The sequence below is a fragment of the Capsulimonas sp. genome, assembly GCF_039929585.1.
Lineage (GTDB): Bacteria > Armatimonadota > Armatimonadia > Armatimonadales > Capsulimonadaceae > Capsulimonas.
Map to the genome: position 1 here is coordinate 1 of NZ_JBDSQY010000073.1, position 21,109 is coordinate 21,109.

Genomic DNA, 21,109 nt, shown 5'->3' on the forward strand with positions numbered 1-21,109 from the left:
GCGCAACATCGCACGGCGGGCGCAACATCGCACGGCGGGCGCAACATCGCACGGCGGGCGCAACATCGCACGGCGGGCGCAACATCGCACGGCGGTAACACCGGCCATAAATGACCGGCCTGTGGGGGAGCCCCATGAATGGGGCTGATGCCTCTATCGCCGAGTATTGCGCTCTTTGTTCACCGAACTATTAGTTGGTCGTCGCTTTATCCACACCTACATCGTAAATCCCCACCATCTTCCGCGCCGCGTCGGCGACGGCCACGCGCAGGGGGGCGGGTTCGAGTACTTCGGCCTGGCCTCCGAACGATAGCACCCAGTAGAGGATTTCTTCGTAGCCGGAGACGATGACGCGGAAGAGGACGGAGCCGTCGGATTGTTTGTCGATGTGCTGGGTGGGGTGCCACTGGCCGCCGAGGATCCAGGAGGCGGTGCTGGGGGCGAAGCGGACGACGACTTCGGTGGGCTCGCCGCCGGCTTGGAGCTGCCAGCCTTTGGCGAGCCATTCCTGAAGGTCGAAGTCGGCGGGGTAGCGGAAGTGGAGCTTGTCTTCGACGCGCAGCCATTTGATGCGGTCTAAGCCGAAGGTACGGATACCCTGGCGCAGGTGGCAGAAGCCGACCATGTACCAGGCGCCGATCTTGAAGGTGAGGCCGTAGGGGTCGACACGGCGCTTGGAGGGCTCGGAGCGGCTGCGGGAGAAGTAGGTAATGTCCACAGGATTATGGTGGATCATGGCGTTCTGCAAGTCTTGATACACGCTGGCGGAGAACTCGCGCACGACTGGCTGGCTGACGGCGACGCGGGCGTGGGCGCGGCGAATCTCGGCGGAGATGCGCTGGGGCAGGACCTGATCGATCTTTTTTAGGGCGGTCGCCAGGGCGTCACGGTATCCTGCCCCGGCCTGCTCGGCGAAGGTGGAGCCGGCAATGCGCAGGGCGAGCGCTTCGGGCGGGGTGAAGGAGGTCGGCAGGAACTTCATCTCGGCAAGGCCAAACTTGCCATTCTTGCGCTTGATTTGACCCCATTGGCGCAGGATCGCGATGTCGCGCTCGATGGTGGCGCGCGAAACGCTGAACTTCGCCTCCAGGTCGGCGGCGTCCCATTTCCAGGGCTCGCTGTCGATCAATTGGAGGATCTGAATGAGGCGGGTGAATTGTTCTTCAAGTGTCATAAGTGATCGCTCAGCCGCCATGGGCGGCGTCCTTAAGTCCAGAAATAAGCATTGCCTTGCGGCGGCAGATCGAAGCGCAGTTTCGTCACTTCACCGTTGGGATCCCAGTCGACCATGTAGTCGTTCGTGACCAAGGGAGCGCTGAGGCGCTTTGACTCGCGCAGCAGGACAACGTCGGCGTCGGTTCCGGATTCGACGATCGTGATTTCGCCCTGCGCGATCATGCGCCGCAGTGCTTCGGGTTCGTCGATGGTGTAGGGCAGGGGAGCGTCGCCCATCAGCTGCACGGGGAAGTAGCCTTTGGCGCGCAGGGCGCGGCGCAGCTCTAAGATGGGCTTGAGGCGGGCGCGCGCATTGGTCATCGATTCCTGGTCGAACCATGCTGCGTTGCTCGCATCCACCACAGCGGCGCCGAGCGCCTTTTTTTGCAGCGGCGCAAGGTAAGTGCGGTCGCCTTCGGCGGCCAGTTCCAGAGCGCCCAGGAGACGGGCATGCAGGGCGGCGTCCGTAGTTTCGGCGTGCGCCAGACTTTTGCGGACGCTGGCGACAATGGGAAGATCGCCCTGATCAATGGCGGCGATGATTTCGGTGGCCGTGAGTGGGTACGGGAAGAAGCCGGGGAGCGGCAGAATGTCGTCGGCGCCAAGCGCTCCGGGCGCGGGATCGAGCGTATCGGCGAGTGTCGGCGAAAGCTGTTTGCGGATGTGCTTTTGCAGGCGCGCGTAGGCCTGACCGTTGAGTTTGCGCAGCCGCGCGAACGCTGCGCCCGCGTGTTTGACGGTCTCGCGGTCATCGGCGCGGATCGACGCCACAAAGGCGCGGGACACTTTTTCGGCTTCGGGAGTTTGTGGATCGATCAACAACAGCTTGACCATGGCGTCGGTGGCCGCGCGCAGATCGCCGCGTCCCAGGCTCGCCGTCACCAGGGCGCGCGCGGAGATCGCCGCAGCGCGCGCATCTCCGGACGCTTCCATCACCCGCGCGATAATATCGAGTGCCGCCAGATTGTGAGAGTCGGCGCGCAGGACATCGTTGGCGAGGCTGAGCGCCTGATCGTGCCGGTTCTTGTCGATGAGATGCCGCACGGCTTCTTCCCAAACGGCGTCGGACGATAACGTCTGGCCGGTCTTTGCGTTGGCGGCGTGGCTTGCCGCGCTGCGTGTGTGTGGCGCGTGGCCTGAAAGGGATTTCAGCAACTGAGCGCGCTCGGCGATGAGACGCGCCGTCTGCCGCTCCAGACGCGCGACACGCTGGGCGTGCTTGTCAGCCAGCAGCGCCTGTGCGTCCCGTTCGGCTTCGGCGGCGCGAAGAACTAAGTTCGATTCGTATTCCCGCCGCTCCAGCTCCCGGACTTTTTCTTTCAGAGCCGCGATCTGCTCGCGCGCTTCTTCCCGGTCGCGCTTGCGCTTTTGACGCTCCTGATGGAGCTGTTCCTCGTGTCGCTTGGCGTCCTCATCTGCTGCAGCGGTCTTCTCAGGCTTTGGGGAGGGCGTGGAGGGACGGAGGGCGTCTTCGGCTTCGCTGAGATCGCGCAGCTTCTGCGCGAAGGAGCCGTTGCGTGCGGCTTCTTCGGCGAGGCGCCGGCGTACGACCGGGTTGCCCAGACCTTGATGGTTCATCCGGAAACCCGAGAACGCGGTGGTGCGGAGCAGTAGATAATCTTTGTCTTGGAGAAGAGCGAGGACTGGAGGCGCTTTCAGTGCGGAGAGAAGTGTGATCGTCTCGTCAAAGGCGAGCGGCTCGGGATCGGGAGCGGCGGATTCTTCGGCCGGTGTGGCGTCGGAAGCCGTTTCCAGCTCCAAAGCGTTCCGATCTTCCGCCGCCATGATTTAGACCGTCCCCGACAGCACCGGCAGCTCGCGCATGCCCGGCGTGCGCTTGACGGACTGCGTGACCAGCTGGCCGCAGGCCGCCGCGATCTGCTGTCCGCGCTCTTTGCGCTGTGTTACGGTGATGCCCGCCGCTTCCAGAATCCTCCGGAATGCGGCAATCCGATCGGCTTCCGGTCGGCCGAACTGCTCGGTCACGGTGGTCGGATTGTAAGGAATAACGTTGAGCGCCGCCGGCATGCCCTTCATGAGCTGAGCCAGCTCGCGGGCGTCTTCGGGACGATCGTTAACTTCCTTCAAAAGCACGTATTCGAACGTCAGGCGGCGGCTCGTATGATTGGCGTAAGCCTTGCAGCTCGACATCAACTTTGCGATGGGATAGTTCTTCGCAACTGGGACCAGACGCTGCCGAAGCGCGTCATTGGGCGCATGCAGGGAAACCGCCAGTGTGATTTGCAGGTCTTCCTGCGCCAGTTTGTCGATGTTGGGAACGATGCCCACTGTGGAAAGTGTAATGTGACGCATGGCCACACCGCATTCGGAGTTCAGAATACGGATGGCTTTGAGCGTATTGTCATAATTGAGCAGCGGTTCGCCCATGCCCATCAGGACGATGTGGCTGATCCGTCGCGGCGATTCCGACTGGAGCATCAGGAACTGCGCGACGATCTCGCCGGCCGTCAGATTGCGTGTCAATCCCTGCGTTCCCGTCGCGCAGAACACGCAGCCCATGGCGCATCCGGCCTGGGTAGAAAGACAAACCGAAACCCGCTTGGTGTCGGGAAGCAGCACGCACTCGATGGGATAGTTGCCTTCGGTCAGCTTGGCGAGCAGCTTGACGGTTCCGTCGCGCGTGTCCTCATGCCGCTCCAGAAGGGAAATGGGTTTCGACGGAAACGCCTCCGCAAGCTGCGTCCGCGCGGCCACCGGAAGGTTCGTCATCTCTTCAAACGACGCGCGAAACCCGCCGCGCTGATCCGGCATCATCCGCCGGTAAAGCCAGTCCGCGACCTGTCCGCCATGGAATTCCGGCAGCCCCGTCGCCTCCGCAACCGTGGCCCGAATCTCCTGCGCCGTCATCCCGATCAATGATTGTGAAACGTTGTCCTGCATCACAAAAGTATACCCTTTTTGAAGGGAGGAAGTCAACGTATAAGAGAAGCAATGAGCGAAAATCGACGCCACTCTCATTTCCCCGGTTATAAAAACCGGGTCTGGGAAGCCTTCGGCTAAGCGTCCGTGCCGGACGCACAAACTATGGTTAATCGACTACGGATATTTGTTTGTCCGGCACGGACAATTAGTCGCGAAGCGACTTCCCAGACCCGGATTTCATATCCGGGGAACGAGCTTGGAGTTCCAGAATTTACAGCTTCGCGCCCGTCACCTGCGGCGCAGTAACGCCGTTGGCGGTGACGGTAATGGCGCCCTGCATGTCCGTGCGCCAGACGCCGGCGCCGGCGGCTTGCAGGCGGTGCAGCGTTCCTGGATCGGGCGGCGCTTGGGGCGTGGAGGAGATCACGGCGGTGGCGGGGCCGGCGAGGCGCATGAACTCCAGGGAGGCGCAGTCCGCGCCGCCGTTGCCGGGGACCTGGAGGATGTCGCAGGCGAGGGTGTCGCCGGCGTCGGCCACCAGGTACGGCTCGGCGGCGGAGTTGCAGGAGCCGGCGAGAAGGATTGCGGTCTGACCGAACTCAAGGCGGCAGATGAGCGGGTCGAGCGAAGCACGCGGGCTGCGCTGGGGCGGCCAAAGCACGGCCAGACGCATGGCGCTCTCGCCGATCGTCGTCTTTTCATTGGAGTGAACGACTCGGTACGGAATCCGCCTGAGGCGGATGCGCTGGATCAGTTTTTGGCGGGTCGGATCGCCGTCGTCCACGGCGCTGTTCCAAATGGATTTGATCGGAATTCGGGAATCCAGCAAAGCGGTCGTGCCGCCGATCTCATCAAGGGACGGCGACGCCAGCACGAGGAGATCCACCTGGGTAATATGCGCCTTCTTCAGCGTGTGCACAACTTCCGCTCCCGACGCGGCGCCGCCGTCGTTGATCAGGATCGTGCGCTTGTCGGGTGTTCGGATCAGCGCGCAGCTTCCGCTGGAGAGTTCAAGAAATGTGACGGTTATCGTCGGGCGCGGCGTCGGGCGCTGCTGCTTTCGGAACCACCAGGCAAGCCAGAAACTCATTATGGCAAGCAGAGTTAAGCCCACGATGGACGCGACGACGGCGCGGCGTTGTGCGTTCAAAAGCGCGCCTCGAATGAGCGAACTGAAACGAACAGGACAGAAATAATCGAGACTGGGTATTGGCGAGGCATCATGACATTATATCCCGGTGCGCCAACTTCGAACAACCCCGGCGCGAAACAGTTGTGATGAATTTCACAAACTTGCCAAAGCTTCATTGCACGCGGCCTTTGGGTTAAGGTATAATCGATGGGTTATGTCGCGCCTGCATATTGAAGATCTTTCGATGTCTTATCGTGGGCGGACCCTGTTTTCCGGGCTATCGCTCACCCTTGATCCCGGACAGCGCGTCGTCGTCAGCGGCTCGAATGGGACAGGGAAAAGTACGTTTTTGCGGATCGTCGCGGGATTGACGCGGCCCGACGCCGGCAAGGTCTCTTTTGCCTCGGTCGGCGCCGCCAGCCCGCCACGTGAACATTTGGGATACGCCGGTCCGGACGTCAATCCTTACGAAGAGCTGACGGCCGTGGAAAACCTGGAGTTTATCGCGCGGCTGCGTGGCTTGCCCATCGACGCCGCCGCTCTGCTGGATCGCATGGGGCTGACGGCCCGCGCCCGCCAGACGCCGGTGAAATCGTATTCGTCGGGAATGCGCCAGCGTGTGCGCCTCGCGTCGTCGCTTGTGGCGGACCCGGCATTGCTGCTCTGGGATGAGCCAACAGCGATGCTGGACGAACAGGGACGACGGGTCGTGGACGAGATTTTGACGGCGCATCTCGAAGCCGGCGGGATGGCCTTGATTGCAACGAATGATTCCAATGAAATCGGACGCTGGGGCGGCCGGCGCGTCCACTTCGGCGACCGTTAGCCGCTGGCTTGATTGCGCGGCCGTCGTCTTCACGAAGGAACTGCGCGTGGAGCTGCGCACGCGTTATGCGCTGAGCGCGGTGGCGCTGTTCGCGGTAATCACGGTGATCATGGTGTCGGCCGTGCTGGTCGGCGCGTCCGTGAGAGCAGACGTGAAGGCGGCTCTGGTCTGGATCATTTTGTTATTTGCGGCGCTTTCGGGCCTCTCGCGCGTTTTTGTCCGTGAGGAAGAGGCCGGCACGGCGGCGATCCTGCGTCTGACCGCGCCGCCGTCCTCGGTCTTCGCCGGAAAACTGCTGTTCAATCTGGCGCTGATCGGCGTCGTGGAACTGGTGAGCGTTCCGCTGTTTTTACTGCTGATGCCGGTGGAAAAGCTTCAGCTCGGGTTACTGATGGTGATCTTGACGGCTGGCGGCGCGGGGCTGGCGAGCGCCGCGACCTTTACGGCTGCGCTGATCGCGCACGCGGCGTCGGGGAAAAGCGCCCTTTACCCGATTATCTCATTTCCGGTGCTGATGCCTCTGGCGCTGATCGCCGTGCAGGCGACAGTCGGCGCATTTGACGCCATCCCGATACATATTCTCCGCGCATGGAACGATGTAGGGGTGTTAGGCGCGTATGCAATCGTGATGACGACGGCGTCATTCCTGCTTTTTGAATATGTCTGGCATGAATAAAAGTGTGCAATCCAAAAATCGAGTGGTCGATTCCTCAACGGCGGCGATCCCGCCGATAAACTTTACACAGCTGCGATTCCCGAAGGTATTGCTGCTGCTTTTGCTTTGCGCCACGACTGTCGCCGGATTCCTCTGGCTGCCGCCTGCGGTCGCATTCCGCAATCCGGGCTTGGCGCGTATTGTTGTCTTCCATGTTCCCTGTTCAATCGTCGCGAGTATCGCTTCTGGCGTCACTCTCTGGTACGCCATCTCTTATCTGATTACGCGCAGTTCCATGGACGACGTCAAATCGCGCGTTTCCGCAGAGCTTTCGCTGCTGTTCTGGGTGCTGACCACCGTGACCGGCGCAGTTTTCGCCAAGGCGCAGTGGGGGACTTACTGGAACTGGGATATCAAGCAGGGCGCGATTGTCTTGCTGCTCATGATCTACGCGGCTTACTTCGCGCTGCGTTCGGCGATCATTGATGAGCGCAAGCAGGCGGCGATCGGCGCGGCGTACTCGATCTTCGCCACTATCTGCGTTCCTTTCCTCACCTATGTCCTGCCAAACTCCACGGAAGATACCCTGCATCCTAAGGGAACGATTACGACAAAAGAAGGATTGAGTCCCGAGTATCGTATTGTGCTGTGGGCAGGCGTGCTTGGACTAACGCTGGTTTACGTCTGGGTCTGGCGCCAGCACGTGGCGCTGGATGAAATTCGATTGAAGCTCGCGGCCAGGCGTTCCGCCAGGCGGGCCGCACGGATATCGGGCTTTGTAGTAACGGAGACGGAGTAATCAATGGATACGAAGATGATCCCCTTGATGCTGGTGCCGCTGATCGTTTGGGTCAGCGTGTGGGGGTATCTCTGGGCGATGGATAACAAGATCAAGGTGCTGGAGCGCCAGATGACGCTTCGCCACGATGATGAGGACGCAGGACTATGAGACCCACCGGATTGATTATCGGCGTCGCGATCATTATCGCCTGCCTTGTGTTCAGCGCCAAGCTGTTCAAGACCAGCCTGATCAACTACGTGCCGTTTGCGGAAGCGCGCGAAGCGACAGGCCAGACAGTGCAGATCATGGGCGCTCCCGCCGCTGGGACCATGGCGTATGATTCGAACGAACATGCCCTGCACTTTGCTCTGCTGGATGAATCGGGCCAGAGAATGCCGGTCGTGTTTAAGGGCCCCAAGCCGGACGATCTCGATACCGCAATGACCAAAGCGACGAAGATTACCGCGCAGGGCAGCTACAGCCCGTCCACCGCGACATTTGTCGCGGAGAACTTGCTCGTGAAGTGCCCGAGTAAATACAAAGGCTCGAACGACAACGGCGAACGAAGCTACGGTAAAGCGTAGCCCCAAGAAAGTAATATCATGCTCCTTTTCGGCAAGCTTGCCGTATGGGTTGGGCTAATCGCCCTGCTGGCGTCCACGGTCTGTTACCTCATGGCGGGTCGCAAGTCGGCGCTGGCGCGCGCGGGACGCGGCTTGTTTTTTGTCGTGCTGGCGTCGATCCTCGCGGCGGCCGGGACGCTGGGGACGATGCTCGTCACCCATCGCTTTGACTCGGAATATGTCTTCGAACACTCGGCGCGCGCGATGGACCCGCTATACTGGTTCCCTTCGATGTGGGCCGGGCAGGAAGGCTCGTTTCTGCTTTGGGCGTTCTGGATGTCGATCGTCGGCGCCGCGCTCAGCGTCACTTCTGGGCCTTCCGAGCGGCGTGTCATGCCGGTTTTCAATGTCACACTGCTGTTCATTGTTTCTCTGCTCGCCATTCGATCTCCGTTTCTGCCGCTGGACACGCATGGTTTGCCGGTTCCGACCGAAGGGCTGGGCCTGAACCCGAATCTTGAGAACCCGTGGATGGTGATCCATCCGCCGACGCTGTTTCTGGGGTTCGCGACGCTGACGGTTCCCTTCGCCTTCGCCGTTCAGGCGATGATCTGGCGCGACTGGGACAACTGGCTGAAGCGGGCGCTGCCCTGGGGGCTGCTCGCCTTCTCGGTGATGGGGCTCGCCATGATGATGGGCGGCTACTGGGCTTATGAGATGCTGGGGTGGGGCGGCTTCTGGGCCTGGGACCCGGTGGAGAACGGTCCGTTCGTTCCCTGGATGTTCCTGCTCGGCTTTGTTCATGCGGCGCAGATCAATCGCATTCGCGGCGGCCTTGGCAAGACGACACTGCTGATGGCGATCCTGCCTTACGTCACGGCGCTGTACGAAACGTACTTGACGCGATCAGGCGAACTGGACAAGTTCAGCGTCCATTCGTTTTCAACGCTCGGCGGCGCGGCGAACAGCATTCTGCTTTACGGGCTGCTGGCGGCGCTGGCGGTCGGCGTTGGACTTCTTGTTTGGCGCGCGCGCCGTGTTCCTTCGTCGCCGGGTAAGTGGGATCAGCCAAATTCACGCGAGTTCGCGTTTCTGATGTCCATCGTGCTGTTCACGCTGTGCGCGATTATCTCCGGCGTCGGCATGTCCGCGCCGCTGATTACGCGCATTGCCAACCTGCATGACCCTTCGATCCATTTGGCGTCGGTGCATGAGGATTTCTACAACAAGGCGAACTTTCCGGTCGCGCTCTTGATCGCGATCGGCCTTGGGCTGGGGCCGCATCTGGCGTGGCGTGAGCGGGGCAAGGCGAACAGCGACCTGCTGATGTGGGCGTACGGCGGGGCCGTCGTGCTGGCGGTCGGGTTTATGCTGCTGAGCCGTACTTTAGGAACGCCGTTGTTTGGTTTCCATCTCGCCGTACAGGTGCTTCTGTTCACGACTTCGGCCTTCGCGCTGATCGCCAATGCGATCTTACTTCGCCAGATCCGGCCCGCCGGACAGAAGCGGATCCAGGTCTGGACCGTGGGCGGCGCAGTGTCGCATATCGGCGCGGCGGTGCTGCTGATCGGGATCGTTTGCTTGGCGACATTCGTGCACAAAGACCCGAATGTGCTGCTGATCCAGGGGAAGGCGCAGAGCGTGCTCGACGGCCGATACACAATGACGTATCTGGGCCAAACGTCGGATTTCACCAAGGATAAAAACAACGCGCTGAAGTTCCAGGTCGTATCCAAGGACAAGAAAGAAAATTTCGTCGCGCTGATGCCGTTCGCCATGCGGGCGATTCAGGGCGGCGAGAAGAAGCTGTTCGGCCATCCGGCGATCGTCCATCATACCGCCGGCGATCTTTATGTGTCACTTAAGGACGGGCCGGATCTTTTCTACAAAACGCCGCTTTTCCAGCCGAAAGTCAAGCTCGGCGGCGTCAGTCGTGTTGGCGATTATACGATCAAGTTCGTAAAGTTTGAGCGCGATCCGGCGGCGGCGGCGTTTGTGCAGCAAACGGGCCAGATGCCTGAAGTCTTTCCCGTCAACGGTGTGGTGGAAGTCACATACAAGGGAAAAACGACGACGTATTCCCCGCAGAATATTCGATACCGGGATAATCCCGCAATGCCGGATTCGCCCGAGCTGAAGCTGCCCGGCGGCTGGCTGCTTTCCTTCCAGGGCATGAATGCGGGAAGCGCGGACGCCGCGAACCCGAATGCCGGGTCCATGGAAGAAGCCGGATCGTTCGGCCTGCGCGCGGACAGCGGTCCGCCGACGGAGGCGTTCCAATTGGAAGTGTCGACGCGGCCGATGATCAATCTGGTCTGGATTGGAACGATGCTCCTCGTCATTGGCGGCCTTGTAAGTATGCGGCGGCGCATCGCGGAGGCGCGTGTGGCGGCGGCCGAACCGGATACGGAGCCGGTCACCGCCGAGAAGACGCCGGCGCGGCGCACGCGCACAAAACGGCAGGCCGCGCGGGTAAGATAAAGGCGAACGCATTGCGGGACTGGCGTGGCCGCCGGCGGCCTTGCGTTCGAAAGGAAGAGACGATGTTATGCAACTGCGTCAGCTGTTAAAAAGCAAAATCCACCGGGCGACCGTTACGGAAGCGGACCTGTCCTATATCGGCTCTATTACGATCGATCAGCTGCTTTTAGACGCCGTCGATCTGTGGACCGGAGAGTTCGTTCACGTCTGGAACGTGACCAACGGCGAACGATTCACCACGTATGCGCTCGCGGGCGAGCCGGGGTCCGGCATCATCCGGATCAATGGAGCGGGCGCCCACAAGGCGCGTGTCGGCGATGTGGTGATCGTCGCGGCGTTCCTGATGTCCGATGAGCCCGTGGTTCCAAAAGCGATCCTCGTCGATGAAGATAATCGCTTCGTCAAAAATCTGTAGCCCCCCAATGTGTTCGTACGTCAGGAATTAGTGACCCCGTTATGTTTGAGATACGAGTAGAAAAAACGATTGCCTGCGCGCACCGCTTGTTCGATTACAATGGTCCGTGCGAAGAACTGCACGGGCACAATTATCGGATCGAAGTGGCTTACGCCGGGACGGAGCTGGACCGATTTGGCATGCTGGTCGACTTCACCGACGTGAAGCGCGTCTTCAACAGCGTCCTGGAGACCCTGGACCACAAATATTTGAATGACCTTCCGGCGTTCAAAGATTTGTCCCCGTCCGCCGAGAATATCGCCAAGCATATTTACGACGAAATGAAGAGCCAGCCCTTTGAGCGTGGGAATTTGTCGAGCGTCTCCGTATGGGAGACGCCCACGCAGGTTGCGGTCTACCGCGAATAGAATGCGCAATCCGCAACCCATCATGTGAGAAGAGCCGCCCGGGCATTGTCTCGGGCGGCTTTTTTTGTTTCCGGTCCCGGTAAAAGTATGGTACAAGGTTGGTGGGGGTAAGGAATGGATATCGCACAGGTTCTTGATTTGGCGAAGAGCGCTATTGTCGTCGTGCTGCAATTGACGCTGCCGATTTTGGTGCTGACGCTCGTGGTCGGCGTCCTGGTCAGCTTGTTTCAGGCAGTCACACAGATTCAGGAACAGACCCTGTCCTTCGTGCCCAAGATCGTGATTATGATCGGCAGTATCGTCATTTTAGGACCGTGGATGCTGCAATCCATTGTGGGATTTACCACTAAACTCTTCAACAGTCTCCCGACCGCGATCCATTAACACGAAACCTCATGTTCGATAACCTCACGACTGTTTCCGCCGGCGCGTTTTGGCAGTTTCTGCAAGTGTTCGCTCGTGTGACGTCCCTATTTGTCAGCGCCCCGATCTTCGGCAATCGCGAAGTCCCGAGCCAGGTGAAAATCGGCCTTTCTGCGGTGATTTCCATCGCGGTTCTGCCGGTCGTTCAGTCGACCGTGGACAAACAAGTTCCCGCCGATCTGTATTCGACAGTCAGCATTCTCCTGGTCCAAATCGCGATCGGCCTGCTGATCGGTCTGGTCGTCTCGTTTCTGTTCGTCGCGGTCCGGGTCGCGGGCAGCATTATCGACTACCAGATGGGTTTCACGCAGGCGTCCACGTTCAATCCACAGTTCAATGAGACAGTCTCACCGATCTCGAATTTCCAGTATCAATATTCCTTGGTTCTTTATCTGCTGGGGAACGGGCACTGGCTGATGCTGGGAGCGCTGGTGCAGTCGTTCACACGGCTGCCGGCCGGTCAGATGATCTTCAACGAGCACTCTCGCATCGTGATGACGGATTTGATGTTTCAATTTCTCGTGGCGGGGGTGCAGATCGCGGCGCCAAGCGCGGCGGTTCTCCTGATCACGGACATCTCCTTCGCGCTTCTAAACCGGGCGATGCCGCAAATGCAGGTGTTTTATGTCGGCGCGCCGGTCAAGATTTTGGTGGGACTGACCGTTGTGATCGCCGTCCTCCCGCTCTTTACGTTTGTCGTCGGCGGCTTGATCATGCACTCGCAAACCGATATCTTCTCGGCGCTGCGCGCGTTCCACCGTTAACGTTTTTGAGGGTTTATGTCCGACGGCGAAGAAAAATCATTTCCCGCGTCGCCGCGCAAGCGCGCGGAGGCGCGCAAAAAAGGACAGGTCGCGAAGACTCCTGAGCTCGCCACGTCCGCCGTGCTGCTGGCGCTGGTAAGCGCGATGCATGTGGCGTTGCCGGGCTATGCTGGGCAATCCCTGATTTCCAACATCCAGTCTGCTTTCGCCTTCAATCCCGCCAACGTCGAATTCAATTTCAATACGGTTCACCTCTGGCAACTGCGCGCACTGCTCTGGACGGGGCGCATTGTCCTGCCGGCCCTGCTGCTCGCTATGGTGCTTGGCATTGTCGCCAATGTTGCGCAGGTAGGGTTTGAAGCCACGCCGGAATCACTGGCGCCGAAATGGGACCGCGTGAACCCGGTGAATGGCCTCAAACGCTTGTTTTCCGCTCGCGGCTTTGTGGAGCTGGCGAAGGGGATCGCCAAAATGGCGATCGTCGGCGGGATTTGTTATTCGGCGGTCCGCGGCGCTATCGAAGATGGGACGATGATCAAGCTAATGGGCGTCTCCCTATCCGTCACGATGAGCACGGTCGGCTCCCTTCTCTGGACCATCGGCGTCCGCGTGTCGGTATGGCTGTTTCTGCTCGCCGTCGCCGACTACGCCTATCAGAAGTACGACCTCGAAAAAAATCTCAAAATGACGCTGACGGAAGTCAAAGATGAGATGAAACAAAGCGAGGGCGACCCGCAGATGAAGGCGAAGGTGCGACGCATGCAGCGGGAGATGGCCGGCAAGCGGATGATGAAGGATGTGCCGACCGCCGATGTCGTCGTGACCAACCCCACGCACTTTGCCGTCGCGCTGAAATACGATGAAGAGTCGGGCGCGCCCATCGTCGTCGCTAAGGGCCAGGATCTGATCGCGCAGAAAATCAAGGAAATCGCCCGCGAAAACCGTGTCCCGATTGTGGAGAACCGGCCGCTGGCGCGCAAGCTGCATAAGTCCGTGGAAATTGGCCAACAGATCCCCGGCGATCTCTACGAAGCAGTCGCGCAAGTCCTCGCATTCGTCTACCGAACCTACGGCCGCCGCCGCCGTTAAATGGCTTCTCCACGAAGAAGGAAAAGTCTCCTCTGCTCGCGAACATAGCAACTAAGGCAATGTGTTCTTTATTGACCTGACGCTGACGTCCGCTGTTTCGGCTTAATCGTCTTTCCACTTTCCAGTTCTTTCGACTTTGATCAATTCTAATTTAGGGTGATTCGTGATGATATGCTCATATTGTGGCGCACGAACTAATCCCGGCGCCGTCGTCTGCAATAACTGCGGGGTAATCCTGCGTGCAGGCGATTCTGAAAAACGTCTTCCAAAACCGACGGTCAAGCGTGGCTCCTTAGTCCGCATTGCCGCAATCGCCATCGCGGCGATCGCCGGCGCGATCGTCGGTAAACTCATGCTCCCTGTTCTGCTCAATGTCTCGGCGGCGGTGGGTACCGCCATCGGCGTTGCTGCGGGCGCTGCGCTGGTTTATCTCGTCAGCGGCGGTAAGATCCTTTACTATTCCAACTTGTATCGCACTCGCCACGCATTCCTGCAATCTCGTATTCGAAACGTTCTCTCCTCCTCGGAACAAAAGTATGAGAAGCTTTTGGAGAAGGACGCCACGACGGACGCACGTCTCAGTCTGGCCGTGGCGCATCTGCTTCAAGACGAGGTAGAGAAGAGCGTGCAGGAGTTCCAAAGGGCGCAGAAGATGGGCGCCAAGGAGCCGTTGTTCTTCAACAACGCCGGTGTGGCGCTGGCGCGTCGCGGAAGTATTCCGCAATCCCTGGAGATGTTTCAGCGCGCGTCGAGCCTGAACGGCCACCACGGTGAGCCGCATGCGAATCTGGCGCACGCCATTGTGCAATCAGCGGAAATCGTCGATGAGATGAACACCGAACGCGCCCTCTCCGAGGTTCAATGTACGATAGAAATCGATGGCGACAAGCCGCTCTATCACGATTGGAAGGGCTTAATCCTCTGCCGCGCAAAAAAATACGACATGGCGATCGAGGAGTTCCAAAAATCGATCGACTGTCCTGGATACACGAAGTTTACCCGCGCGGACGCGCACAACAACATCGCCGTGGCGCTCTTCATGAAGAGTGATGTCAAAGGCGCCGTCACGGAGATCCAGACCGCTTTGCGTCTGGATCCCAGCCATGGCCGCGCACTTTCCAATCACGGTATCTTGATGCTGCTCCAGGGGAACGCGGCGTCGGGTCTAGAGACTCTGCAATCGGCGCGAAAGCTGGATCCCAAAAGCGCTCCCGTCCGAAACAACCTTGGCTACGGCATGTGCCGGGTCGGGGCTCTCAACGAAGGCATCCGCGAGTTCCGCGACGGCATTCTGCTGGACCCCGGGATCTTCGAGCCATATTACAACCTCGGCAAGATCTATCTCGACGCAGACGTTCTGGAAGTGGCCGAACGGAACTTGACCCGGGCTTTGCAGCTCAACAGTCAATCGTGGGAGACGTTGGTGGCGGTTGGGCTGATTCGAATGCATCAAGGACAGATGGATACCGCGCAGGAACTGCTCAGCGAGGCGAATACCATCTCTCCAAAGCAGCCGCTGACGCTGGGAATTATGGGGATCTGCCACACGAAGCTTGGAAATTACAAGCTGGCCGAACGCCTTCTTCTAGAGGCGTCGGACCTCGATGAGGGCAATTCCGAGCTTCATGCGCATCTCGGCTTGCTCTACCTGCATGAGGACAGTATTACGGTCGCGGGGGAGCGTTTCGCCGAAGCTATCAGCATCGATCCCAAAGTGGCTGAGTACCACAACAACATCGGTCTATGCCAGATCAGCAATGGCGCCTATGACTCAGCGCTGAACAGTTTCCGCAAGTGTGAAACCCTGCATCCCGAATACACCAAGACCCATTACCATCTCGGGTATGTGTTTGCGCTTCAGAAACATCTGGACGCCGCCGTCAAGGAGTGGGAGCAGACGGTCAAAGTCGAGGGGGCGTTCCCGGATGGCCATGTGAACCTGGGCGTCGCCTACTATCAAAAAGAGAACTACGAAAAGGCGGCGACCGAATTCCGCCGCGTGATCGGCCTCCGGCAGAACCGCATGGAGGATTTCTCAAATCTCGCCCTCGCGCTATCCAAACAAGGCATCCTCATTCGCAAGGGAAGCCGCACCAAAGACGACGCGAAGTGGAAGGAGTCCGTGGAGCGGCATAAGCAGGCGCTGGAGATGTTCGACCGTGCGCTGGTCCTAGAGCCCAGCAACGTCATGCTGCATTCCAACCGCGGTCTTTCCTGCTTCTTCGCAAACCGTCCAGAAGATGCGATGAAAGAGTGGGCAATCGTTAGCAAACTTGACCCTAACTATGCTCGAAAGCGCGAAAAGCAGCAGCAGAGCGAATTTGACGATACTGCTGTTACTTTTGTGTCTTTGAACCTGATTGAGCGTGCGGCGACCATCAAGCCGCGCACGGCGGACTATGTCTATCAGCTTGCAGCCGGTTACGACACCGACCGCTGGAGCCTCATGATCAGCGATGATGCGCTGAAGGATATTCCCGAGCTCGACCGGCAGTCCCGGCAGCTGGAGCGCAGCCTGCAAGCGCTGAGCCTCTAACGACACGCAGAAAAAATCCCGTCCTCACAAATGAGGACGGGATTTTTTATTTCAGTTTTCGGTAACGTCTTTAGCGAGAGGGACGCTGAAGCGACCAGACCGAGGCGCCACTCTGCCGCTCGGGCTGATTGCGGCTGGGACCGCCCATATGCCGGAAGTCTCCGCTGCCGCTATTATTGCCCTGATAGACATTCGGGCGGGTCTCGTAATCGCCGCGATCGCGATTGCGAGTGTCGCCGCTGCTCCAGCTGTCCTGGCGGCTGCGATTGTTTGAGTTCCGATAATCGTATTGATTGTCGTCGCGGCTATAATCGTCATCACTGGAGTTCTGGCCATTGCGATTGTATCCGCTATTGTTATTGTAGCGATGATCGCTGGATGAACTCCAGCTGTCGTCGCGGTAGTAGCGGCCACGGCGATTGCGATCATTTTCTTTCTTGCGCGCGTCGTCGGACTGCTTTGCAGCGACAGCGGCGCCGGCGCCCAGCACCAGCGCCTCGGTCGTCTTATGATTGAGCAACTCATAAACAGCTGCGGCGCCAAGAGCGATGGCCGTGTTTTTACTGCCCTCCGAGCTCGCCTGAGCCGCGATGGGCGCTCCCAGGGTAACCACCGACATCAGGGCCGCGCCCGCCGCCCACATCCGCAAACTCTTCATTTTCGTTCTCCACTTTCTCGACGACCGATGAATATTGTTTTTATTCGACGGCCTGCCTGCTGAAAATGTTCCTGAATTTATTCCGGAAAAATAGGTCTTTCGGCGTGTCCATACGGGACTTTCGCCCCATGCGTCATTGCCGGCGTTTTGATATCATGACGATAACAAAAACACGGAGGCGATCGTCATGGATATCTGGACTTCAGTGAACTGGGATGTATTGTTTGGATACGCGCTGCACGATTGTTCGTGCGTTGCGCTCGCGGCCAGCGCGCTGCTGGTGGCGCTGGCCGCATGCGGAAGGTTTGCGATGAAGCGGGGTTAACCGAGGATGTGCAGGCCATTGTCGACATAGATTACTTCGCCAGTAATCCCGCGCGACCAGTCGGAGGCCAGGAAGGCCGAGGTGTCGCCGACATCGCCGATATCGGTATTGCGGCGCAGCGGAGCGCGCTCGCGGACATCGTTGTACATCCCGGAGAAGCCGCTGATGCCACGCGCGGAGAGGGTCATCGTCGGCCCCGCGCTGATAGCGTTGACGCGAATGCCCTGCGGGCCGAGATCGCTCGCCAGATAACGCACGGAAGCTTCCAGCGCGGCCTTGGCGACGCCCATCACATTGTAGTTGGGGATCACGCGCTCGGCGCCCAGATAGGTGAGGGTCATGATCGACCCGCCGCCCGTCATCAAAGGCTCGGCGGCCTTGGCCGCCGCTGTGAGTGTGTAAGCAGAAATCTCCAGCGCTTTCAAAAATCCGTCGCGGCTGGTATCCAGAAATCGTCCATCGAGATCGGATTTATTGGCGAACGCGGCGCCGTGAATGACGAAGTCGAGCTTTCCAAACTCCCTAGTCAGCGTCTCGTGCAGCGCGGCGACCTGAGCCTCGTCGGTCAAGTCGCAGCCCTGGATGAGGGTGTTTTCGCCGCCGGGAAGGGTGGGGGCCATCTTTCGAACGTCCTTTTCTTCACGCTCCCCTAAAAACGTCAGCGCCAGCTGCGCTCCCTCGCGCGCCAAGCTCTGCGCACAGCCCCAGCACAGCGAACGCTCGTTGCGCACTCCGTAGATGAGGCCCTTTTTGCCATCGAGAATTCCCATAGATGCTTCGCTCCTTTTGGGCTTCCGCCCATGCCGTGAGTTTATTCGAAAAATTGACGTGTGTCAAGGTTGTTCAAATTCATAACAGTCTTTAGGACAACGATGGCCGGCGATTTGTAATTGTTGCTAGCCTATACATCCATGTTCCCACAGCTGAAGCAATGGTCTAATCAGGGGTAAGCCAGCTAAAGCAGGCTGCGAAGAGAAACGAGGCGTTCGCAACAATTTGCCAGTCTGCTTTAGCTGACTTCCCTTTGATTAGACCATTGCTTCAGCTGTGGAGAATTTCACGCCGTGCTCGCGAAGGAAAAGCCCGCCTCACCGTCGAACACTGGCCGAAGACTGTTCACCCCAGGAGCGCAAGTTTTTATGGCCAATACCGCGCGTGCGATCAACCAGGATCGCCTCGTCAACCTCTTCCTGGACCTCGCCCGACAAAATACGCCCCCACGCGCGGAAAAGGCGGCCAGCGACATCGCTTTTCATGTGCTGGAGACGCTTGGCTTCACCTGCGAATATGATGACGCCGGCGAGAAGGTCGGCGGCAATGTCGGCAATTTGATCGCGTTCAAGAAGGGTTCCATCGAAGGCGCCACGCCGATCTTCTTTTCCGCTCACTTCGACACCGTCGAGCCGACGCCTGGGCTAGAGCCGATCATTGAAGGCGATATTATCCGGACTGACGGAACTACGGTTCTTGGCGCCGATGATATTAGCGGGTTAGCTCCCATCATTGAAGCAATGGCGATTTTGCATGAAGAGCAGATTCCCCATGGCGATATCCAGCTTCTGCTGACCATCTGCGAGGAAATCGGCCTGGTCGGCGCGAAGCATCTGGATCCTCGGCGTATCAAGGCGAAGTATGGCTTCGTGCTCGATGCTGGCCCGCCGGTCGGGTCGTTTGTTTACAGCGCGCCGACACAGGATACGTTCGAAGTGTGGATACGTGGCCGCGCGGCGCACGCCGGCGCGCAGCCGGAGGATGGAATTTCCGCGATCCATGTCGCCGCGAAAGCCATTGCCCGAATGCAGATCGGGCGCATTGATCCGGAGACGACGGCCAATGTCGGGATCATCCACAGCGGAACGGCCACCAACATCATTCCCTTTGAGTGCTATCTAAAATGCGAGTCGCGATCGCGCAATCCGGAAAAGGCGGACGCGCAGCGTGAACTGATGCTCTCGATCTTCCGGGAGGAAGCCGAAGCGGTCGGCGCGACTGTCGAATTCAAAGTCGAGAGGGAATACGAGGGATATGTACTTGGACTGGATGACGAAGTCCTGAAAATCGGCCGGGAGGCAGCGGAAAGCATCGGGATGGAATATATTCCGCGCGTGACCGGCGGCGGTGCGGATGCGAATGTCTTCAACCTGGGCGGCGTTCCGACCACGGTGCTCGGCTGCGGCATGACCAACATCCATCGGCACGACGAATACGTGAAGATCAGCGACATGGTGGCGAGCACGCAGCTGGTGCTTGCGATTACCGAGACGGCGGCGCGCCGCTCCGAGAAGAACTGACGGTGCTGACGCAGGCCAGAGGCCAGGTGACAGTCGCCTCCGAATGGGATTCCGACGCTCAGGATCTGACGGTAATGGTTGACGGCGCAGAGCGCCGCGCCGTCAACTATCGCAGTCTCACTGGGGATGCCGGAGTCGGCGATGAGATACTTCTCAACACCACCGGCGTCTCGCTGAAGCTGGGCACCGGCGGCGTGGATTTTGTCATTGCAAATCTGACCCGATGTCCAGATGTTTCGGGATCGACAGACGGCCATATCATCAAAGGCCGTTATTTGCCATGCCAGCACAGCGTTCTTACGCTGGAGGAGCAGCCCTCATATCGCGAGGTTTGGGATCGCAGCCTTGACGGCTTTCCCGTACTGGTCGGACAACTCCATTCGCAGGTCATGCCGGCGGCGTGCGGCCTACTGGAGCGAGGGCTTCGGCGTATCGCATATGTGATGACGGACGCCGCCGCGCTGCCGCTTGCTTTCAGCAAGACCATTCGGGCCGCGCGCTCGCAGGGGATTTTGTCGGCTTCGATCACCTGCGGCCAGGCCTTCGGCGGCGATTATGAGACCGTAACGCTCTACTCGGCGCTGCTCGCGGCCAAATATGTCGCGAACGCCGACGCCGCGATCGTGTGCCAGGGGCCAGGCAATGCGGGAACCGGCACGCGCTATGGTTATAGCGGGGTCGAACAAGCAGCGGCGCTCGACGCCGCCGCTCGCCTGGGAGCTCTCCCCATCGCCATTGTCCGCATGTCCTCCGGGGATGCACGCGCGCGTCATCAAGGCGTCAGCCATCACACCCAAACGACCCTGGAGCTGACATACGCACGCTGTGTGGTCCCGATTCCTAGCGGTGCCCCCCCCCAGGATATTCCCAATCGGCACGATGTGCGGATCATTGATGGGTATGGCCCGGCGCTCGATCGCCTGCGCGCGACGGGCGTCGGGGTAACCACGATGGGGCGAAATCAGGACCAAGACCCGCTCTTTTTTGCCGCCGCCGCCTGCGCCGGCCTGTCAGTTTGATCGTTATTTGATAGAGAGCTCCATACGCCCGGGTATGATGGAGAAGAAATTACGCTCCCGAACGGAAAAACCTATGTCACAAGACCTGACCGAGAAGGTTACAAGCACTAAGCGCATCTACGACGGCAGGATTATCAACCTGCGCCTCGATACGATCGTGCTGCCGGATGGCAAGATGAGCCAGCGAGAGATCGTCGAGCACAAGGGCGCCATCGCCGTCGTGCCGATGCTGGACCGGGACACAGTCATTTTAGTCCGGCAGTATCGAAGCCCGACCGGCGGAACGCTGCTGGAGATCCCAGCGGGATCGCTTGAGGTGGACGAGGATATCGATGTCTGCGCGCACCGTGAGCTCGCCGAAGAGATCAAGTATAAAGCGGGGCATCTGGACAAGCTGTTTTCCATGTATGTCGCGCCAGGATACTCCACGGAGATCATCCATGTGTATGTCGCATATAACCTGGAGCCGACTTCCGGCGAAACCGACGAAGATGAATTTTTGGACCTCGTGACGATGCCGTTCGCGGAGGCGATACACAAAATCCATACCGGGGAAATCCAGGACGCCAAGAGTATCAGCGGATTGCTCCAGGTGGAGCGTCTGCTTCCCAATCTGGAATTTTAGGCCCGGAGTTTTAGGAGACGA

22 protein-coding genes are annotated in these 21,109 nt (G+C 59.3%); 16 read left to right on the forward strand and 6 right to left on the reverse strand.

The annotated features are described in order from the left end of the window. Window positions 1-190 precede the first annotated feature (190 nt). From ABIZ35_RS05010 to ABIZ35_RS05025, 4 genes are all read right to left on the reverse strand, one after another. The gene (locus ABIZ35_RS05010) at window positions 191-1,174 is read right to left on the reverse strand and encodes a WYL domain-containing protein (RefSeq protein WP_348218775.1); all 984 of its coding nucleotides are present in this window, start codon (window positions 1,172-1,174) and stop codon (window positions 191-193) included. 32 nt (window positions 1,175-1,206) lie between these two features. Continuing rightward, a complete protein-coding gene (locus tag ABIZ35_RS05015) occupies window positions 1,207-3,000 on the reverse strand; it encodes a hypothetical protein (RefSeq protein WP_348218776.1) in 1,794 nt (597 codons plus the stop codon). Between the two features lie 3 nt (window positions 3,001-3,003). After that, a complete protein-coding gene (rlmN, locus tag ABIZ35_RS05020; protein ID WP_348218803.1) occupies window positions 3,004-4,116 on the reverse strand; it encodes a 23S rRNA (adenine(2503)-C(2))-methyltransferase RlmN in 1,113 nt (370 codons plus the stop codon). Between the two features lie 253 nt (window positions 4,117-4,369). Continuing rightward, window positions 4,370-5,248: a hypothetical protein gene (locus ABIZ35_RS05025; RefSeq protein ID WP_348218777.1), complete on the reverse strand. Its 879-nt coding sequence runs from the start codon at window positions 5,246-5,248 to the stop codon at window positions 4,370-4,372. 196 nt (window positions 5,249-5,444) lie between these two features. Between ABIZ35_RS05025 and ccmA the strand changes: the two genes are divergently transcribed. The 12 genes from ccmA (at window position 5,445) to ABIZ35_RS05085 (ending at window position 16,170) form a co-directional block, all read left to right on the forward strand. Then, a complete protein-coding gene (ccmA, locus tag ABIZ35_RS05030) occupies window positions 5,445-6,056 on the forward strand; it encodes a heme ABC exporter ATP-binding protein CcmA (RefSeq protein ID WP_348218778.1) in 612 nt (203 codons plus the stop codon). Further along, a complete protein-coding gene (locus ABIZ35_RS05035; RefSeq protein ID WP_348218779.1) occupies window positions 6,007-6,732 on the forward strand; it encodes a heme exporter protein CcmB in 726 nt (241 codons plus the stop codon). Before ccmA ends, ABIZ35_RS05035 begins: the two co-directional genes overlap by 50 nt. Then, window positions 6,725-7,510: a cytochrome c biogenesis protein CcsA gene (gene ccsA / locus ABIZ35_RS05040; protein WP_348218780.1), complete on the forward strand. Its 786-nt coding sequence runs from the start codon at window positions 6,725-6,727 to the stop codon at window positions 7,508-7,510. The genes ABIZ35_RS05035 and ccsA overlap by 8 nt, the downstream gene beginning before the upstream one ends. A 3-nt stretch (window positions 7,511-7,513) precedes the next feature. After that, the gene (locus tag ABIZ35_RS05045) at window positions 7,514-7,660 is read left to right on the forward strand and encodes a hypothetical protein (RefSeq protein ID WP_348218781.1); all 147 of its coding nucleotides are present in this window, start codon (window positions 7,514-7,516) and stop codon (window positions 7,658-7,660) included. Next, window positions 7,657-8,076 (forward strand): cytochrome c maturation protein CcmE, encoded by a 420-nt coding sequence (locus tag ABIZ35_RS05050; protein WP_348218782.1) that lies wholly within the window; start codon window positions 7,657-7,659, stop codon window positions 8,074-8,076. Before ABIZ35_RS05045 ends, ABIZ35_RS05050 begins: the two co-directional genes overlap by 4 nt. 18 nt (window positions 8,077-8,094) lie before the next feature. Then, complete coding sequence (locus ABIZ35_RS05055; protein ID WP_348218783.1) at window positions 8,095-10,536, forward strand: cytochrome c-type biogenesis CcmF C-terminal domain-containing protein; 2,442 nt, start codon at window positions 8,095-8,097, stop codon at window positions 10,534-10,536. 67 nt (window positions 10,537-10,603) lie between these two features. Continuing rightward, the gene (gene panD, locus ABIZ35_RS05060) at window positions 10,604-10,951 is read left to right on the forward strand and encodes an aspartate 1-decarboxylase (protein ID WP_348218784.1); all 348 of its coding nucleotides are present in this window, start codon (window positions 10,604-10,606) and stop codon (window positions 10,949-10,951) included. Window positions 10,952-10,992: 41 nt separating this feature from the next. After that, on the forward strand, window positions 10,993-11,358 hold the full coding sequence (gene queD / locus ABIZ35_RS05065) for a 6-carboxytetrahydropterin synthase QueD (RefSeq protein WP_348218785.1): 366 nt from the start codon (window positions 10,993-10,995) through the stop codon (window positions 11,356-11,358). A 114-nt stretch (window positions 11,359-11,472) separates the two neighbouring features. After that, complete coding sequence (fliQ, locus tag ABIZ35_RS05070) at window positions 11,473-11,742, forward strand: flagellar biosynthesis protein FliQ (protein WP_348218786.1); 270 nt, start codon at window positions 11,473-11,475, stop codon at window positions 11,740-11,742. Between the two features lie 11 nt (window positions 11,743-11,753). Then, the gene (gene fliR / locus ABIZ35_RS05075; protein WP_348218787.1) at window positions 11,754-12,545 is read left to right on the forward strand and encodes a flagellar biosynthetic protein FliR; all 792 of its coding nucleotides are present in this window, start codon (window positions 11,754-11,756) and stop codon (window positions 12,543-12,545) included. Between the two features lie 15 nt (window positions 12,546-12,560). After that, a complete protein-coding gene (flhB, locus tag ABIZ35_RS05080; RefSeq protein WP_348218788.1) occupies window positions 12,561-13,634 on the forward strand; it encodes a flagellar biosynthesis protein FlhB in 1,074 nt (357 codons plus the stop codon). Between the two features lie 166 nt (window positions 13,635-13,800). Continuing rightward, the gene (locus tag ABIZ35_RS05085; RefSeq protein ID WP_348218804.1) at window positions 13,801-16,170 is read left to right on the forward strand and encodes a tetratricopeptide repeat protein; all 2,370 of its coding nucleotides are present in this window, start codon (window positions 13,801-13,803) and stop codon (window positions 16,168-16,170) included. 70 nt (window positions 16,171-16,240) lie between these two features. On the opposite strand, the gene ABIZ35_RS05090 is transcribed toward ABIZ35_RS05085, so the two are convergent. Further along, window positions 16,241-16,828, reverse strand: coding sequence for a hypothetical protein (locus ABIZ35_RS05090; protein ID WP_348218789.1), 588 nt, complete (start codon window positions 16,826-16,828; stop codon window positions 16,241-16,243). A gap of 187 nt (window positions 16,829-17,015) precedes the next feature. Between ABIZ35_RS05090 and ABIZ35_RS05095 the strand changes: the two genes are divergently transcribed. Further along, window positions 17,016-17,153, forward strand: coding sequence for a hypothetical protein (locus ABIZ35_RS05095; RefSeq protein WP_348218790.1), 138 nt, complete (start codon window positions 17,016-17,018; stop codon window positions 17,151-17,153). Here ABIZ35_RS05095 and ABIZ35_RS05100 read toward each other — a convergent pair. After that, entirely contained in the window at window positions 17,150-17,923 is a 774-nt protein-coding gene (locus ABIZ35_RS05100) for an enoyl-ACP reductase (protein WP_348218791.1), read from the reverse strand. The two genes, ABIZ35_RS05095 and ABIZ35_RS05100, sit on opposite strands and share 4 nt — an antisense overlap. Window positions 17,924-18,292: 369 nt before the next feature. On the opposite strand from ABIZ35_RS05100, the gene ABIZ35_RS05105 reads away from it, so the two are divergent. From ABIZ35_RS05105 to ABIZ35_RS05115, 3 genes are all read left to right on the forward strand, one after another. Beyond that, on the forward strand, window positions 18,293-19,444 hold the full coding sequence (locus tag ABIZ35_RS05105) for a M20/M25/M40 family metallo-hydrolase (protein WP_348218792.1): 1,152 nt from the start codon (window positions 18,293-18,295) through the stop codon (window positions 19,442-19,444). A gap of 2 nt (window positions 19,445-19,446) precedes the next feature. Further along, entirely contained in the window at window positions 19,447-20,463 is a 1,017-nt protein-coding gene (locus tag ABIZ35_RS05110) for a DUF3866 family protein (RefSeq protein ID WP_348218793.1), read from the forward strand. Between the two features lie 73 nt (window positions 20,464-20,536). Further along, on the forward strand, window positions 20,537-21,088 hold the full coding sequence (locus ABIZ35_RS05115; protein ID WP_348218794.1) for an NUDIX hydrolase: 552 nt from the start codon (window positions 20,537-20,539) through the stop codon (window positions 21,086-21,088). Window positions 21,089-21,109: the final 21 nt, after the last annotated feature.